Here is a 15,472-nt window from a genome sequence, read left to right as displayed (position 1 = left end):
GCGCCAGATTTTGAATTAATTATTTGCTGTTTGTCGGACTCGGTTTAGGAATAATGAGCGGAGGAAGTTTCTGACTATTATCTACAGGTTGTTTCCACTCTGATAATTCCCGATTGACGGCATTTGCAAAATCTGTAGAAACCAACAGCACATTTATATTCCCATTGGGTTTTGTAGCCGGGTCAGTTAAAGCATACAAGAAACTACCGTTAAAGTTAGATTTACCTAAAATCAACTGATGGCTTTGTCGGTTTTTCAGGGTGATATTGATAGTTGCTTGGGGTTGATCTAAGGCAAATTCTGTAAGGTCTTTTGCTGGAGTTGATAAGGTGCGTTCGCTCTTACCTTTAACCAATAAATCCATTAAATAAGAAACAATAGCATCATTTCCTAGCCCCGATATCGGAGATTTGATTAACCACTTCGGGTTACTAGATTCACGGTTACGTTCCAGATTCAAGGTGAGTTTTTTTGTCTTGACTGTTAAAGACTGTACATCATCTTCTCTAAAAGAGAAAATTTGTTGCTTTTGTTCCTTATTTTCTTCTCGCACAGTTGCACCCCGGATTTCAGAGAAGTAAACAAAACCACCTAAACCCAGCGCTAGCAGTATTAAAATTAAAGTCGTTCGCGGCAATTTCATTTTTTAAATATTGGGCATTGGGCACTTGTACTGAGTTTCGACTACGCTCAACTACCGCGAAGTCGAAGTATTGGGCATTGGGCATTACTAAAGAGTTAATAGTTATATAGCGGTTCTCGCTTAGGTGCAGTACAGCTTTGACCTCTCTCCAAACCTCTCTCCTAAAAGGAGAGAGGCTTTGAATCTTACTCCCCAACGCTAGAAGGGAAGGGGCTGGGGGTTAGGTCTGTATTCCATGCAATTGGGAGCCACTATAACTCCTAACTCCTAACTCACTTCTTACCGTCGTTTCCACCAGATAATAACTGCCGCCGCGAACCCAATTAAGGGTAAAACTAACAAAGACGACAATATTAAAAGATTCGCTTGGGTGGTTGTCAGGGTTATCCGACGGTTTTTCGGTTCCTTGGGGCGAATGGAAAGGGGTTGTTGATCCTGTTGACTTAGCCAAGTAACTGAATTGAGAAATACATCTCCATTTAGTTGCTGTTGAAACAAGCCATCGGTGGCGAAGCTAGAATTTCCGAAAACTACTAACCGGGATTCGGTGGCTGTTTGAGATGAGGGAGTAGGGGGAGATGAGGGAGTGGGAGAAGCCTTGCCTTGAGTGGTTGGTGATGGTAAAGCTTGCGGAGTCTTGGGGGAGGGTGAGGGAGTGGGGGAAGTTTTGCTTTGGGTGGTTGGTGATGGTAAAGCTTGCGGAGTTTTGGGGGAGGGTGAAGGAGTAGCGCTAGTTTTGCTTTGAGTGGTTGGTGATGGTGTCGGTGAAGCTTGGGGAGTGGAAGTAGATTTAGCTACTTGTTTTCTAGTTAAAGCAACACCCAAGGTCAGAGGTCCTTTGAGGTCTTTACCTGCATTAAACTCCAATTTTTCGCTTTGGAGGTCGCTTTCTCCCCAACTGTTGGGATAGGGTTTAGTTCGCAGCAGTGGAGTAGCTTCGATACCAGGTACAGAGGTAATTTCCAGTGGTCGGGCTATTGGATAAAAAGAATTACCGTTACCGAAATCTTTGGTAATCGGATGTTGACCGTATTCTGTGACTACAGGCGCAGCAGGGCCAAGTCCCACTACGCTTTCCCCAGAAATATCTACTGCTAAACGATTATCCAGACGAACACCCCACTCTTGTAGCAAGCTGTCAAGTTTGGGATCTGTATTGGGATCAATCATCAGCAGTAAGTTACCGCCCCGATTTAGATACTCTTGTAAGGCTTTAACTTCTCCCTCAAACAATTCTCGCTTGGGGCCAGCTACTATTACAACAGCAGCATCTTGAGGAACTTTGGAAGTTTCTGCTAGATTTAGCGGTGCTGTTGTGAAATTTTTGTCGCCTAATCCTTGAACTGCTTGTGAAAATGCACCTTTACCAGCCGAAAGTTGACGTTCGCCATGACCTTGCAGTAAGTAAGCTTTGGCTATTGTAGAATTTGTTAGTTGTTGCAGCCGACTAGTTAATCTGACTTCCGATAAGCGCTGATTTTCATTTACTGTCTGTACTAATTGCCGTTTATCCCCAGATTCTAAATAAACTTCCCCGTAATCTTTAACGCCAAACTTTTCTGCAAGTCCTGGTCTTGCTTGGGGGTCGATGTATTCATATTTAAATTTTGAGCTTTGTCGCTGATAATTTTCTAGCAGTTCTCGGTCTTGGGGATTCTGGCTAATATCAAACACCCACACTTTAACTGGCTGCGGTAAGACACTCACTAATTGCCGTGACTGGGGCGCAAGGGTAAACAATTGAGTTTCTGTTAAGTCTGCCCGCAGGTGGTAGCGAGTGCCCAAAAAGTTAATCAATCCCAAAATTGCTAATACTGCTAGAGTCGCTACTAGGGCATTAGTCCCAGCTTGGGTAGAACGACGTTTCCACCAGTTAGTTTCGTAGCTTTGCCATATTATCCCCAATCCACTGATGACAATTCCCGTAATTATAAATGCTAATGGGATTAGTCCCCACTGTTCAGAGACTAACCCAACTGTTAAGCCCACAGTAATTAGGAACGGGCCTAACCAAAATAGATATTTCCACAGTTTCTTTTTTGCAACTATTTTCATATAATTTGTCATTTGTCATCTGGTACATTGCCAATTGAATTTAGGTAGGAGTTTAATTTGGGTGCTAGTTCGTTGATGATTATTTTGATTGCATTTATCTGTTCGGTAGTTAGAGGATGTTTTAAAAGTGGTTGGCTGTATCTTTGCACTTATTGATCCCCCCTAACCCCCCTTTTTAAGGGGGGAACCGGAATCAAACGTCCATATACTTTTACTTGTCACTAATTTTTGACAAATGACAAATGACCAATGACCAATGACATATAACTACTGCCTTTGAAAGCGCAGTGCATCAATTGATTGAGCGGTGAGAAAGATGCCCAAAAAAATGTAACTGGCAAATAAAATTAAGGTGCTGGTATCGAAAATTCCTTGGATTAAGGTGTTGTAATGTTTCAGCAATGACAGATAACTTAAGGCTTCGCCGACGGGGCCAGGAATAATTTTGCCGATTAAATCAATCAATAACAATAATAAGATTACTGCAAAGGTGAGAACGGCAGAGAGAATTGTGCTGTCTGTTAATGAGGAAATAAACATTCCTATAGATAAAATTGCTGCTGCTAGCAAGATTAATCCAAAATGACCGAGTAAGGGAATTGAGGGTGCCATTGGTGGATTTGAGCCGCCGATCGCGATCGCTTCCAACACTAGCATGGGTACAACCATTGTGATAAAAAATGTTAGCACCCCGAATAATTTACCTACAGCTACCGCCCAATTGGTAATTGGTGAGGTGGCTAACAGTTCTAAAGTGCCCCGCTTCCGTTCTTCGGCATAGAGTCCCATTGAGAGTATTGGCAGGATAAACAACAATAGCCATTCGATGCGCTCCAAAAATGCCCGCACAAATTCGTAGGGGACATCTATGGGCGGTACTGGTACTCCCATTTGTTGCCCTTGTGAATCTATTGCCGCTACCTCTACTAAAATGCCATCTGGCCCTAACAAAATCATTACGAAGAATAAACCCGATAGTAACCAAAATATACCTGCGATCGCATAAGCCAAAGGTGATACAAAATAACTCTGTAACTCTCGGCGATAAATGGCAATAATATTACTCAGCACTATACCCATTTACGCTGCCTCTCCTTCGTTGTCTGCTGCTAAGTCTACCTCAGTCTCGAAATTCTTTTCTTCTGTGGTCAGTTGCAAGAATACATCTTCTAAGGTGGCGTTAACACGCCGCAATTCATGTAAACCGAATCCTGCACGTACTAATGTTGTGGCAATATCCTTTCCTGGTTCTTTTCCCGGTTGCGATATCACCCGCAGGTAAGCGCGATTTTCCGGGAGTTCGCCGTGCATTCCAGCTGTGGGAATTGATTCTATCAAACTCACACCCGCCACTTTTTGCAATACCTGTTTCGCTAGGGCTGCTTCTCCTTCTATTTCCAACTCATACCCGGAGCCACCTGTCAACTGGGTCATCAAGTTTTCTGGGGTATTAGTTGCCACAACTTTACCGCGATTGATGATGGCGACGCGGTTACAAGTCATGCTTACTTCTGGCAGAATGTGCGTGGAAAGAATAATTGTGTGAGTACCAGCGAGGCTTTTAATTAAATTCCGCACCTCAATTATTTGTCGAGGATCGAGTCCAACGGTGGGTTCATCTAAAATGATCGCTGGGGGATCGTGGACGATCGCTTGAGCAATTCCTACCCTTTGGCGATATCCTTTGGAGAGTTTGCGGATAATCACCCGACGCTTATCTTCTAAATTACAGCGTTTGATCGCGGCTGTTACCTTATTGGCGCGATCGCCTGCTGGAACTCCCTTAATTTGGGCGACAAAATGCAAAAATCCCTCCACCGTCATGTCTGGATATAACGGTGGTGTTTCCGGTAAATAACCAATGCGTTGGCGGACAGCTAGAGAATTTTCATGGACATCATAACCAGCAATCCGGGCATTGCCATTGGTTGCCGGTAAATAACCAGCTAGAATCCGCATGGTTGTGGTTTTACCAGCGCCATTGGGGCCCAACAACCCTAAAATCTCCCCAGGTTCGACGCTAAAAGTGACATCAGTAATCGCTGGGGTGGAACCGTATATTTTACTTAGATGTTCAACTTCGATCATAAATTTACATATAATAACAATACTTTCAGCCTTCACTCTTAAATACTCAAATACCCTACTTTCAACATTTGAGCCTGAATAATAGGTATGAAATCATACTCATTAATCATGCTCAACAAATGCTTACTCTCTCAGGGAAGGGTAAGCCTACCCCTATTTTATATCCCTAAAGTTCTTAGACTAATACTCCAACAACTTTGGGTATATGAGACATAAAAAAGTCCCCAGGCTTAAGATGCTGAGGACTACGTGCTTTAGGGTCGTAAACATAAGTAAATTTCTAGCGATTGCCAGGAAGACTAATGGCATCAATAATGATAATAGAGCCGACGATATCTAATTATTTAACCTCTAGTTGCCTTAGTTTATTATTTGCCGATAGTAGTAACTCTTGAGCTTTTAGATAGGCTGTTGTGCCATTTTGCACCTTTTCTAATTGATTAATAATACTCTGCAATTGGCTAAACACACGATTGCGCTCTCCATCATGAGCATCAGCAGGAATTGAAGCCAACAAGCTTTTGATTTGTTGTTGCGCCGACTCCAAAGCGTCCACAGCATCTGCCTCAGCTTGCCGCCTTACCTTAACTTGACCTAAATTAGCCTCATAAATTGCTAATAACTTCTGTGCTTCGGTATAACCCGCCACGTCTTTTGAAGGAATCTCTTTGAGCCGCTCAATTGCTTCTATCCACAAATTTTCGATCTGTTGCCATTCAGTTACGGTGTGCGGCGGATTTTGACCAGCTTTGGCAGCTTGCCAGGAAAATTGCCGCGCTGCGGTGATTAAGGCACAGATGCGCTCGTTCCCTGCGGCCAATCCAACAACTTCCTTAAACTCACGCTTGTAGGTATCTAGTTGATTTTGTACAGTTTTTCCTGCTAGCGTTTGACCAGGAATCTGATCTAATTGATTAAGTGCCATTTGCCAAGCACTTGTTGCAGCTTGTTTATCAGTTGCTGTTGCAGCCTGTTCATATTGCTGTTTTGCATTTAAGAGGGTCTGCATATTATCGGTAAGCAAGGACTGGGCATTCTTTTCTTGAAAAACCTTAGCTTCTAGCTGTCCAACTTTACTCCGAAATGCATTAAAACCGTAGATGCTGAACTGTGAGTCATACCACCAATATCTGTATTGTGACCAATCGTTAACAAAGGAGGTTGGTAACTGATCTAGATGTTTTTGTGTTTCTTGTAGCTTCTGTTCTCCCAAAGCCAAATCAGCAGGACTAGTAGCTTTTTCAATCAATTGTTCAGCTTGCTCGACTGATATCAACGCCTGCCGATAGTGATTATCCATACTAATGTAGCTAGGTAACAGCAAAAAAGGTGCATGGAGCATCACCGGACGGCGAATTACCGGGTAAGGCTGGTTCGCCACCCAAACGACACCAATGGGAATGCCTACAAGTATTCCTATCCAAATAAGTCTACTTATACCTCCCTTGGCTTTGCTATGCAGTTGCTGAGGGGATGTTTTGAGAACCCGCGCCTCTAAATCCATTTCATGCTCTAATTCGGCAAGGTTTTTGGGGGTTGATGGTGTCGTAGGTTTCTTTAGCACTACAGGTTGAAGGCTTGGAGCAGATGGATTTATCCTAGAGCTATTTGGAGCATTTTTACGTAGGAAATTCCAGTTTATTTTGTTTAAAAAAGCCATATTTATAACCAATACTGTGTAAAGTATTCCCAAAAAATACAGGAAATACAAACAATTGGTTTAATTATTGAGGGTATTAAAGCATCTATAGAAAGGGTAAAGTTAAGAACGGGTGATCAATAGTAAAGCAAAATTGGCTTTGCTGAATTAAAGGATGATTCTTGTAGGGTGGGCATCTTGCCGCCCCGAAATACAAGGGACGGGCAAGATTGTGAAAAGTCAGGTTAATAATAGCTACCAGATTTCCGATGCTCTAAAGCAGTGACACCATCATTTTCTAACACTTCACCGTGATTGATGACGGCATAAATTAACCATCTATCGCCACATTCAAGCTGATTTTGCACCGTACATTCTAAATAGGCTAATGCCTCATTTAGAATCAAACAACCATTAAGAGCAGTTTTTGTGGCAAGATTTGCAAAGGGGTTATCTCCTAAAGTGCTATGACGAGAAAAATAGCGTCGCAGATTTCTTCCTTCTCTGAGGATATTCAGCACAAATTGATCACCAGGATGATGCATTAAATCTGCATTTTGCTCGTTAGCGATCGCAATCATAATTCCTGGCGGGTTAAAAGTTGCTTGAGATATCCAAGAAGTTAAAACGCCTTTGTGAGTTTGTTCATCACGAGTTGTGACAACACACAGAGAACCAATAATCCGCCCCACTGCTTGTTCGGTACGATCTACATGGGTTTCTGTGACTATCTGACGGGAACTACGCAGTTTTTTGGTTTTCTTCAAGTTTTGGGCAAAGGAAGCACCTGCTTCTTGACACTGCTGGAGAATCTCAGGAGTAGGGCTGAAACGCACTCGAATTGTTTCAAATCCTAGTTGATAATTGGCATCTTTCAGCTTGCTTTCGATTAAATCTATTGCTTCGCCACTCCAACCATAGGAACCAAACACCCCTGCTAACTTAGTTTTAGCCGCCACCGAGAGGACTATTCCTAAAGCTGTTTGAATTTGAGTCGGTGCATGTCCGCCTAAAGTGGGTGAACCGATAATCAAGCCATCGCAGGTTTCGACAATGCGGTTAATCTCGGCAGAATCTGCTAGTTCACAGTTAACCGATTCTACATTAATTCCATTTTGAATCAAACCTTGAGCGATCGCATTTGCTAGAGTTGCTGTATTTCCATAAGCAGAAGCATAAAGCAAAGCAACACGCAATTCCTGAGATTTTTGCCCTTGACACCATTGACGGTAATCATAAGTAAAACGACTCAGGCTGTAACGGACAACTGGCCCGTGTGCTGGGGCATAACATCTGGCTCCCAAAACCGATATTTTATCTAACGCCACTTCAACTTGTTTAGCTTGGGGCGCATGGAGACATTCAAAATAGTAACGACGTTCCGCATCTAATCCCTTCCAATCTTCATCAAACAAAGTATCTTCGCAAATATGAGCGCCAAAAAGTTTGTCTGTGTAGAGAATTTTGGTAGCGGGATCGTAGGTACAAAGTCCATCCGCCCACCGGGGAGTTGGTACGGTGATAAATGATAAATCATGTCCTTGTCCTAAATCTAGAGTATCCTGCGATCGCACCGCTTGAATACGTGAGTCCCATTTGGGAAAGGCGATTTTTAGAGCATTGGCGGCGGGGCGAGAACAAATTATAGTGACTTGAGGAACTTCAGAGAGCAATACTTGCAAAGTTGCGCTACGGTTGGGGTTGACATGACCGAGAACAATGTAATCTAGGGTGTTAAAGTCTAGATGTTCTGCTAGTTGCTGAAGGTAAATTTCGGTAAAAGATTCGCCGGGAGGGTCAATTAAAGCCTTTTTATCAGCTTGAATCAGATAAGAATTCGCCGTAGTTCCTTTTTGACGGGAATACTCCACCTCAAATTTTAGTCTGTCCCAAGTGCGCGATCGCAGAATCAGAGTATTTTTACCAATTTCAGCAACTTGCACATCTCTAGGATGGCTGGTAGTTAAAGTATTTGCAGACATAATAAGCTTTGTTGATAATTGGGAATTGGGAATTGGGAATTGGGAATTGGGAATTGGGAATTGGGAATTGTCCCCCTCATCTCCCTACTCCCCACTCTTAATGACCATTAGTTTTTATTAATTCAGAGTTGGCTCGGCTTCTATAGCGTTTAGATGCTTCTTGTTCCGGGTCGATACCTTCAAAGGTCGGGGGTAGCCAAACTCTGAGAAACAGTAGTATTCCCAGCACTAATAAAAAGGCACAAGTTGCTAAAACTTGACTCCAACTTGTTTCTAGAACACCTTTAACAATGACTTCTCGCAAAGCAGAAACAATGGAAACTTCGACAGCTACCCCAATAGATACTCGATGTTCCTGTAGGTAAATAATCAGCAGTCGGAATAACTCAACTAAGATGAGTAAAAAGAGAATATCGGCAGTAACAGCATGAAAATCTAGAGGCGGAAGTAAAGAGAGAAACATATCTCTCACCTGAAGCACCATGAAGCTAAATAAACCTATACACAAAGAAATTACAATTATATCTTGGATAAATTCCAAGGTTCGGACAACGCGCCCCCGATTGATTTCATACATAGTAATTGGAGTATTCTCAGCAGATTTATGCATAGTTTTTTAGGAGTGTGTTGTAGAGACGCGATTCATCGCGTCTGTGGAGAGTAGAAGAGCCTAATGCCCAATGCCCAATGCCCAATTTAGTAATGATTGCCAATTTTGCGGTGATGGGCGGCGGTAAGTGCATTTAACTTGGCAACTCTTCCAGTTTGGACTGTGCTATAAATTACCCAATGATCCCCGCAGTCCATACGGCTAGTAATTTCACATTCCATGTAAGCTAAAGCTTCAGCTAAAACGGGCGATTCATTGTTAGCGGGATATGTTTTCACTCCAGCAAAGCGGTCTGCACCAGGAGCAAAACGCTTGATAAAATGTTTCATTAATCCTTGATATTTGCCTTCTTCTAAAACATTTAAAACGAAGCGATCGCCAACGTGCATCAAGGATTCAATTGCCCGTTCTTTGGATACTGCGATCGCCACTCCCAAAGGCTCAAGACTCGCTTGTGTCACCCACGAAGCCAACATCGCACTCTGAACCTCTCCTTTTTTGGCGGTGATGATGTATAATCCTGTGCTAATGCGCCCTAAAGCTTTTTCTAGCTCACTATCGATGGATTTGATTTGTTTAATGGTGCGATCGCGGTTCAACCATTGACCCATGTCTGTCCCCGCTTCATCACAAAGTTGTTCCGTTGCTTGGGTAGGAATTTCCTTAACTAAGATCGGTGTAAAGGCTTCAATTAATCCTAGTTCTTGAAACTTATTGCGTAAGGGATAAACTGGCTCATCTTCTCCCCCTCCTGACTCTAATAAACCAATTGCCTGTTTCTTATGAACAGCAGCTAAAATCGTACTTAAAGCAGCTTGAGCGATCGCCGAAGATTGATTTGGCATTCCAATTACTAAACCAGAAGCTTGTGCAACTAATTCTCGAACTTCTTGAGGTTCAGCATTATTGAGAGCTACTAATTCTACTGACGCGCCTGCTTTCGCGCATCCATGAGCTATGGTACGGACTAAATGCTCACTATATCCGTAATCTTCAACATAAAATAGCGCCACTAATGTCTCTGTTTTTGCTTGTTCTAAACTCCAGTTCTGATACCATCCGAGCCATTGGGAGATATAGTTTTGTAATAATGGGCCATGTCCTGTAGCAACTGTGACTATTTCTAACTTTTCAATCCGCTTTAAAGCTGCTAATACAGAGCGAGCATTAGGCCCCATGAGACAATCATAGTAATATTTAAAATCCTCCTCTATTAAGCTAATATTTTCATCATAGGTGTGGTCATCGCAGTAATGCATCCCAAACACATCACAGGTGTAGAGAGTCGAAGTTTTGTGGTCATAAGTCAAAATTGTGTCAGGCCAGTGTAAGTTAGGTGCAGAAATAAATTCTAATTTGTGTCCGTCACCTAAATCTAATAGTTCTCCAGTTTTCACCTGTATTGATTTAAAAGGCTGGTGAACCATATTTTCCAGAAATTGAATAGCTACCTTAGCAGCGACAATAGTAATCGAGGGAGCTAATTCTAAAATATTTTTTACTAAGCCACTGTGGTCTGGTTCTGTATGGCTAATAATCAAGTAATCTATTTTAGTCGGATCAATTAATCCCACCAGTATATCTAGATATAGCTGCTCAAACTTGCGGTGAGATGTGTCAACTAAGGCAACTTTTTCTCCCTGAATTAAGAAAGAATTATAGGTTGTGCCATTCCGTAAACCAAATTCGATATCAAAACGTTCTCTATCCCAGTCTAGACAACGGATAGCTGTCGTTTGAGGAGCAATTTCAACAGTTTGAACCGTCAAGCGTCCTGGATTGGGAATAACTTGAGTAAGCTGTGTGAGTGCGACCATTTATTTTTCCCAAAAAAATATTGTCTGGAGCGAGTGTTATGTTTCTTATATTTACCTGAAATCCTCAATTAGTAAAATGCTAATTTCTAAAGATAATCATCAGAAAGATTTATTCTTTATTTTGATTGATTTACCATTGAATTACTCAATGTTGATCATTACTTTTTTTTCAAAAATCAACGTGAGAGAATGGAAATTCTAAGTTAGAATCTGGACAGATATCGTTAATGTTTTTTCCTCCTCCCGTACAAAAAATCAATAGCGAAATTGCCCGTGACGCTGATGTTGATTTGTATGTGCTGCGCCTCGATCTCATGCACCCCTTAGTTAACGGCAACAAATGGTTCAAGCTGAAATACAACCTTTTGGAGGCCAAGGAGAAAAATTTCAACACGCTGCTGACTTTTGGCGGCGCTTATTCCAATCACATCTATGCAACTGCGGCGGCTGGGAATCTTTTCGGTTTTCGTACTATCGGCGTAATTCGTGGAGAGGAGAGGCTACCACTGAACCCGACACTAAGTTTTGCTTTACAACAGGGTATGCAACTGGTGTACCTCAACCGCGAGATGTATCGACAGCGCAACACATCAGCGCTACAAGAATATCTGCAACAACGTTTTGGTGAGGTGTTTATCATTCCCGAAGGTGGTAGTAATTTAAATGGTGTGCGCGGTTGCACTGAGATAGTTAGTGCTTACTTTTCACGGCATCTGGAAAACCTCTCTCCAAACCTCTCCCCTACAAGGGGAGAGGCTTTGATTTTTCCCCCAACGCTCGTAGGGAAGGGGGTTAGGGGGTTAGATTTCGCATTAGATGAGGTGAAAAGTCAGATAGTTAATGATGTTAGTGATGCGATGCCTACGGCTGGCTACGCCTACGCATTTGATCATATATGCGTAGCTTGCGGTACAGCTACCACGCTGGCTGGTATTGCCCTTTCGTTGTCTGAAGGACAAAGAGCGATCGCTTTTCCCGTTCTGAAAAATGGCGCATTTCTGGCACAAGAAATGGAAAGTTTATTGACAAATTACCTCGCCTCTGATTTACCCTCGCCAGTTGATTCTCCAGCTTCTTGGGAATTGGTATGTGATTACCACTTCGGCGGCTATGCAAAGGTGAACGACGATTTGCTACTGTTCAGCCAGCAGTTTACACAGGAACATGGCGTACCCCTTGATTACGTATATACCGCAAAAATGTTTTACGGAGTGATGGATTTACTACAGCAGGGATTTTTTTGTAAAGGCGTTCCCCAAAGGGGTTGCCGCAGGCATCGCTTATTACTAGTACACACAGGAGGCTTACAGGGTAATGTTGGCATGGAGGAAAAGTTGCAGAGATTTTCTAAAATCTGAGTTACCACTTAATTAAATACCAGTTAGCCTTGTATGGAATTTTACTACCTCAGTTAAATTCACACGCCAATCTTGATATTTACTCAAAGTTAGGTAAGGTCAATTTAATTTTCCCGTTTTGACACGGTGATGCCATTTACGCCAAGGCGAAATTCTAAATAAAATTGAGTCGTTGCTGAATGAGGAGAGCGTGCGGGTGAACTAGCACGGGAGAAAGTGCGTCAGCAGCACGGTGGAAGAACCGCTATTCCTACCGTTTACAATGTGGAAAGTAAGGACGATGATTAGAGGTAGAAGATGACTAACAAAGAATTATTAATCCAAGAAATAGAAACTTTACCACCAGAATTGTTAACAGAAGCACTTAATTTTATTCGAGAAATCAAAACCAGTCATACAGCAAAACAGTCAAGTACAAATAACTTACGTGGTTCTACAGCTGAAGATTTACTAGAATTTGCAGGAACTTGGTCAGGTGATGATATCAGAGAATGTCTTCAGCTTGTTCATGATACTCGTATGCCACTGGAATTTTAAGAATGTATTTGCTTGACACAAATCATTGCACTTTTTTGATAGAAGGTGAACCAAAAGTTGTCAATCACTTTCGGGAAGTAGGTAAGGTTACACTCGCCACCAGTGCTATTGTGGCAGGTGAACTGAGATTCATGGCACAAAACTCCCAACAAAAAACTGCAAATCTCATCAAAATTCGCACATTTCTCAACCGAATTGATATTTATCCAATTGATGATGAAACGGCAGAAATTTACGGAGATTTCAAGTCGGAAATTATTAAAAGATTTGCAGCCAAAGAAAAGAGTAAACGCAAAACAACTCAACTACAAGAAATTGGCATCGGTGAAAATGACCTGTGGATTGCTGCTACAGCTTTACGCCATTCATTAATTCTCGTTACATCAGATAGTGATTTTCAAAGAATGCGTCAAGTCAGGGAATTTCCTGTAGAAAGTTGGATTTGATTTATTTTATTTAATTCGTTAGTTAACTTGCACAGGCAACTATTATAGCAGTTATCGTTTACGTGAGGTACACCCGTAGGGGCACGGCATTGCCGTGCCCCTACACCTCGTGATGTAACGTTGTACTGCATCTGAATGGGAACCGCTATAATAATTCTTTAAATTCTAACTTTACCCCTATTTCCTAAATAAGTTCTGATATTGAGTCGTTCATCTGCTTTTGTAAACGCTGACGGTTATCATCATATTTCAATACTGTTTGTACTTGGGCGTGTCTGCTGAAACGTTGGGTAGCACGGTAGTTGCCATTGTTCAGATTCAATACTGTAGTTACTACCGCGATTTATTGAGCGGATACGGCAATCGCACAGATAATATCTATTTGTAGCAATACCTGCGGCAAAAAACAGGCATTGCTGGCTTTCATGCTTACCGTTTATTTTGTAGACTTTGAATGGTAGCGATCGCATGCTTTGCCACTCGATCAATCTCATCTTCTGTATTAAACCGTCCAATACCGAACCTCACCGAGGCATAAGCTAGCTGTTGGGGGTGTCCCAATGCTGTGAGAACATGGGAAGGTGCAGTATATGCCGACGAGCAAGCAGATCCAGAAGATATGGCCATTACTGGCTGCAATCCTAGCAAAAGCGCGGCTCCATCCACTCCCTCAACACTGATACTCAAGTTTCCCGCCAATCGCTGTTGCGGATGTCCGTTGAGATGAATTCCTTCAACTTGCGAAAGCTGTTCCCACAATCTTTGTCTTAACTGGGTGAGGCGTTGGGTTTCTGTTGCTTGTTCAGCCAAAGCGATTTCTACAGCTTTCCCAAAGCCGACAATTTGCGGTGTATACAATGTACCAGAACGCATTCCCCGTTCATGACCGCCGCCGTGCTGCTGGGGAGCCAATTTTACCCTGGGATCGCGTCTGCGGACGTACAGCGCTCCAATACCTTTGGGGCCATATACTTTATGTGCTGTTAGCGACATCAAATCAATTTTCATTCCTTGCACATCCAAGGGAATTTTACCAATAGCTTGGGCGGCATCGGTATGGAAAATGATATTGCGATCAAAGCACATTTCCCCAATTTCTGCCAAAGGCTGTAACACCCCAATTTCGTTATTTGCAGCCATTACAGATACCAAAATCGTCTCAGGACGCAAAGCTTTTTTTAACTCAGTTAAATCAATCAATCCATCTTTTTGAACAGGGAGAATAGTAATTTCAAAACCAAGACTTTTTAAATAATTACAAGGATCAATAACTGCACCATGTTCAGTAGCTACAGTAATAATATGCTGACCTTTTTTAAAATAAGTTTCGGCAACACCTTTAATCGCCAAATTATTCGCTTCTGTTGCACCACTTGTAAAAACAATTTCTTCTGGTGTGGCGTTGATTGCTGCTGCTAAAATTTCTCGCGTTTGTTTGACAGCTGCTTCTGCTTCCCAACCATAAACATGACTAATACTTGCTGGGTTGCCAAATTTTTCTGTAAAATAGGGGAGCATTGCTGCTAGTACCCTTTCATCTATGGGTGTAGTAGCGTGAGAATCAAGGTATATAGGACGATTAGACATAATTATTAACTCAAACTTTGACTTACTTTTCTTAAAATTCTGAGAACTTGATATAATTCATTTTGTCGCTTTAAAAGGGTGAATTCATCAGAAAGAGCATACTTTAATGTATTCTGCTTGCTCAATTTAATGAAAAGAAAGTGACTACCATTAGTCACTAATCCGAACACAGGTTTATCTGGATTAGGATTAGCCAACATATAAGTCAATGTTTGAGGGATGGCTGCTAAAAGAGAAAAACTAGCTCTTTTAGATTCAATTACTAACAACCAGAATTTTTCTTGAATAACTAGAATATCAATACGCCCTCTGATAATTTCTTCTTCATCCTCTAAAGCGATTTCTAGAGATTCTTCAGTAGCAAGAAAAAATGGCTCACCATAGAATCCCGCCAAGTCTAATAAAGGAGATACAACTAGCATTTTTACTGCATTTTCTAAGATTGGTGGGTGTTTGACCAATCTCATAAAATTAGTTTTAACTCTGTTTAAATATTGTTTTTCTATATCTGTGATTTCTGGTAGAGCCTCAAACCACTCTGTAAAAAAATCTTGACCTTCAGTTTGTTGCAGACCAAATCTCGCTTCTAAATAAGCGAGGCTGACATTATGAGCTTGGATAAATTGAACCATAATTAATTCAAAATATATTGCTACATACAGTATAGCTATTGTGACACTCTCCCAGATCAGTGGAAGCGATCGCTAGTC

General features: G+C 41.9%; 14 protein-coding genes. 3 read left to right on the top strand and 11 right to left on the bottom strand.

The features are described from left to right. Positions 1 to 19: 19 nt before the first annotated feature. The 8 genes from V7K50_RS29695 to V7K50_RS29660 form a co-directional block, all read right to left on the bottom strand. Positions 20 to 643 carry a DUF4340 domain-containing protein gene (locus tag V7K50_RS29695; protein WP_334966444.1) on the bottom strand — a complete coding sequence of 208 codons (624 nt, stop codon included), beginning with the start codon at positions 641 to 643 and terminating at the stop codon, positions 20 to 22. A gap of 279 nt (positions 644 to 922) precedes the next feature. Beyond that, on the bottom strand, positions 923 to 2,698 hold the full coding sequence (locus V7K50_RS29690) for a GldG family protein (RefSeq protein WP_334966442.1): 1,776 nt from the start codon (positions 2,696 to 2,698) through the stop codon (positions 923 to 925). Between the two features lie 267 nt (positions 2,699 to 2,965). Further along, on the bottom strand, positions 2,966 to 3,778 hold the full coding sequence (locus tag V7K50_RS29685) for an ABC transporter permease (RefSeq protein WP_334966440.1): 813 nt from the start codon (positions 3,776 to 3,778) through the stop codon (positions 2,966 to 2,968). Beyond that, a complete protein-coding gene (locus V7K50_RS29680; protein ID WP_334966438.1) occupies positions 3,779 to 4,786 on the bottom strand; it encodes an ABC transporter ATP-binding protein in 1,008 nt (335 codons plus the stop codon). It lies immediately after the preceding gene. A 340-nt stretch (positions 4,787 to 5,126) separates the two neighbouring features. After that, the gene (locus V7K50_RS29675) at positions 5,127 to 6,446 is read right to left on the bottom strand and encodes a hypothetical protein (RefSeq protein WP_334966436.1); all 1,320 of its coding nucleotides are present in this window, start codon (positions 6,444 to 6,446) and stop codon (positions 5,127 to 5,129) included. Positions 6,447 to 6,670: 224 nt separating this feature from the next. Continuing rightward, positions 6,671 to 8,407, bottom strand: a complete 1,737-nt coding sequence (locus tag V7K50_RS29670) for a diflavin flavoprotein (RefSeq protein ID WP_334966434.1) — start codon at positions 8,405 to 8,407, stop codon at positions 6,671 to 6,673. Positions 8,408 to 8,504: 97 nt separating this feature from the next. Then, positions 8,505 to 9,017 (bottom strand): phosphate-starvation-inducible PsiE family protein, encoded by a 513-nt coding sequence (locus tag V7K50_RS29665; protein ID WP_334966432.1) that lies wholly within the window; start codon positions 9,015 to 9,017, stop codon positions 8,505 to 8,507. Positions 9,018 to 9,103: 86 nt separating this feature from the next. Beyond that, on the bottom strand, positions 9,104 to 10,834 hold the full coding sequence (locus tag V7K50_RS29660; RefSeq protein WP_334966430.1) for a diflavin flavoprotein: 1,731 nt from the start codon (positions 10,832 to 10,834) through the stop codon (positions 9,104 to 9,106). A gap of 227 nt (positions 10,835 to 11,061) precedes the next feature. On the opposite strand from V7K50_RS29660, the gene V7K50_RS29655 reads away from it, so the two are divergent. From V7K50_RS29655 to V7K50_RS29645, 3 genes are all read left to right on the top strand, one after another. Continuing rightward, positions 11,062 to 12,192 (top strand): 1-aminocyclopropane-1-carboxylate deaminase/D-cysteine desulfhydrase, encoded by a 1,131-nt coding sequence (locus V7K50_RS29655; protein WP_442944678.1) that lies wholly within the window; start codon positions 11,062 to 11,064, stop codon positions 12,190 to 12,192. A gap of 297 nt (positions 12,193 to 12,489) precedes the next feature. Continuing rightward, a complete protein-coding gene (locus V7K50_RS29650) occupies positions 12,490 to 12,729 on the top strand; it encodes a DUF2281 domain-containing protein (protein WP_334966428.1) in 240 nt (79 codons plus the stop codon). A 2-nt stretch (positions 12,730 to 12,731) separates the two neighbouring features. Further along, complete coding sequence (locus V7K50_RS29645) at positions 12,732 to 13,175, top strand: type II toxin-antitoxin system VapC family toxin (RefSeq protein ID WP_334966426.1); 444 nt, start codon at positions 12,732 to 12,734, stop codon at positions 13,173 to 13,175. A 184-nt stretch (positions 13,176 to 13,359) separates the two neighbouring features. On the opposite strand, the gene V7K50_RS29640 is transcribed toward V7K50_RS29645, so the two are convergent. The 3 genes from V7K50_RS29640 to V7K50_RS29630 form a co-directional block, all read right to left on the bottom strand. Further along, positions 13,360 to 13,497 (bottom strand): hypothetical protein, encoded by a 138-nt coding sequence (locus tag V7K50_RS29640; RefSeq protein ID WP_334966425.1) that lies wholly within the window; start codon positions 13,495 to 13,497, stop codon positions 13,360 to 13,362. A 107-nt stretch (positions 13,498 to 13,604) separates the two neighbouring features. Next, positions 13,605 to 14,762, bottom strand: coding sequence for a cysteine desulfurase family protein (locus V7K50_RS29635; protein ID WP_334966423.1), 1,158 nt, complete (start codon positions 14,760 to 14,762; stop codon positions 13,605 to 13,607). 5 nt (positions 14,763 to 14,767) lie between these two features. Next, positions 14,768 to 15,394: a restriction endonuclease subunit R gene (locus V7K50_RS29630; protein WP_334966421.1), complete on the bottom strand. Its 627-nt coding sequence runs from the start codon at positions 15,392 to 15,394 to the stop codon at positions 14,768 to 14,770. Between the last annotated feature and the right edge of the window lie 78 nt (positions 15,395 to 15,472).

Source organism: Nostoc sp., assembly GCF_036917135.1.
Classification (GTDB): Bacteria; Cyanobacteriota; Cyanobacteriia; order Cyanobacteriales; family Nostocaceae; genus Nostoc.
Note: the sequence above shows the minus strand (reverse complement) of the source record. Positions and strands in the feature narration are given on the sequence as shown.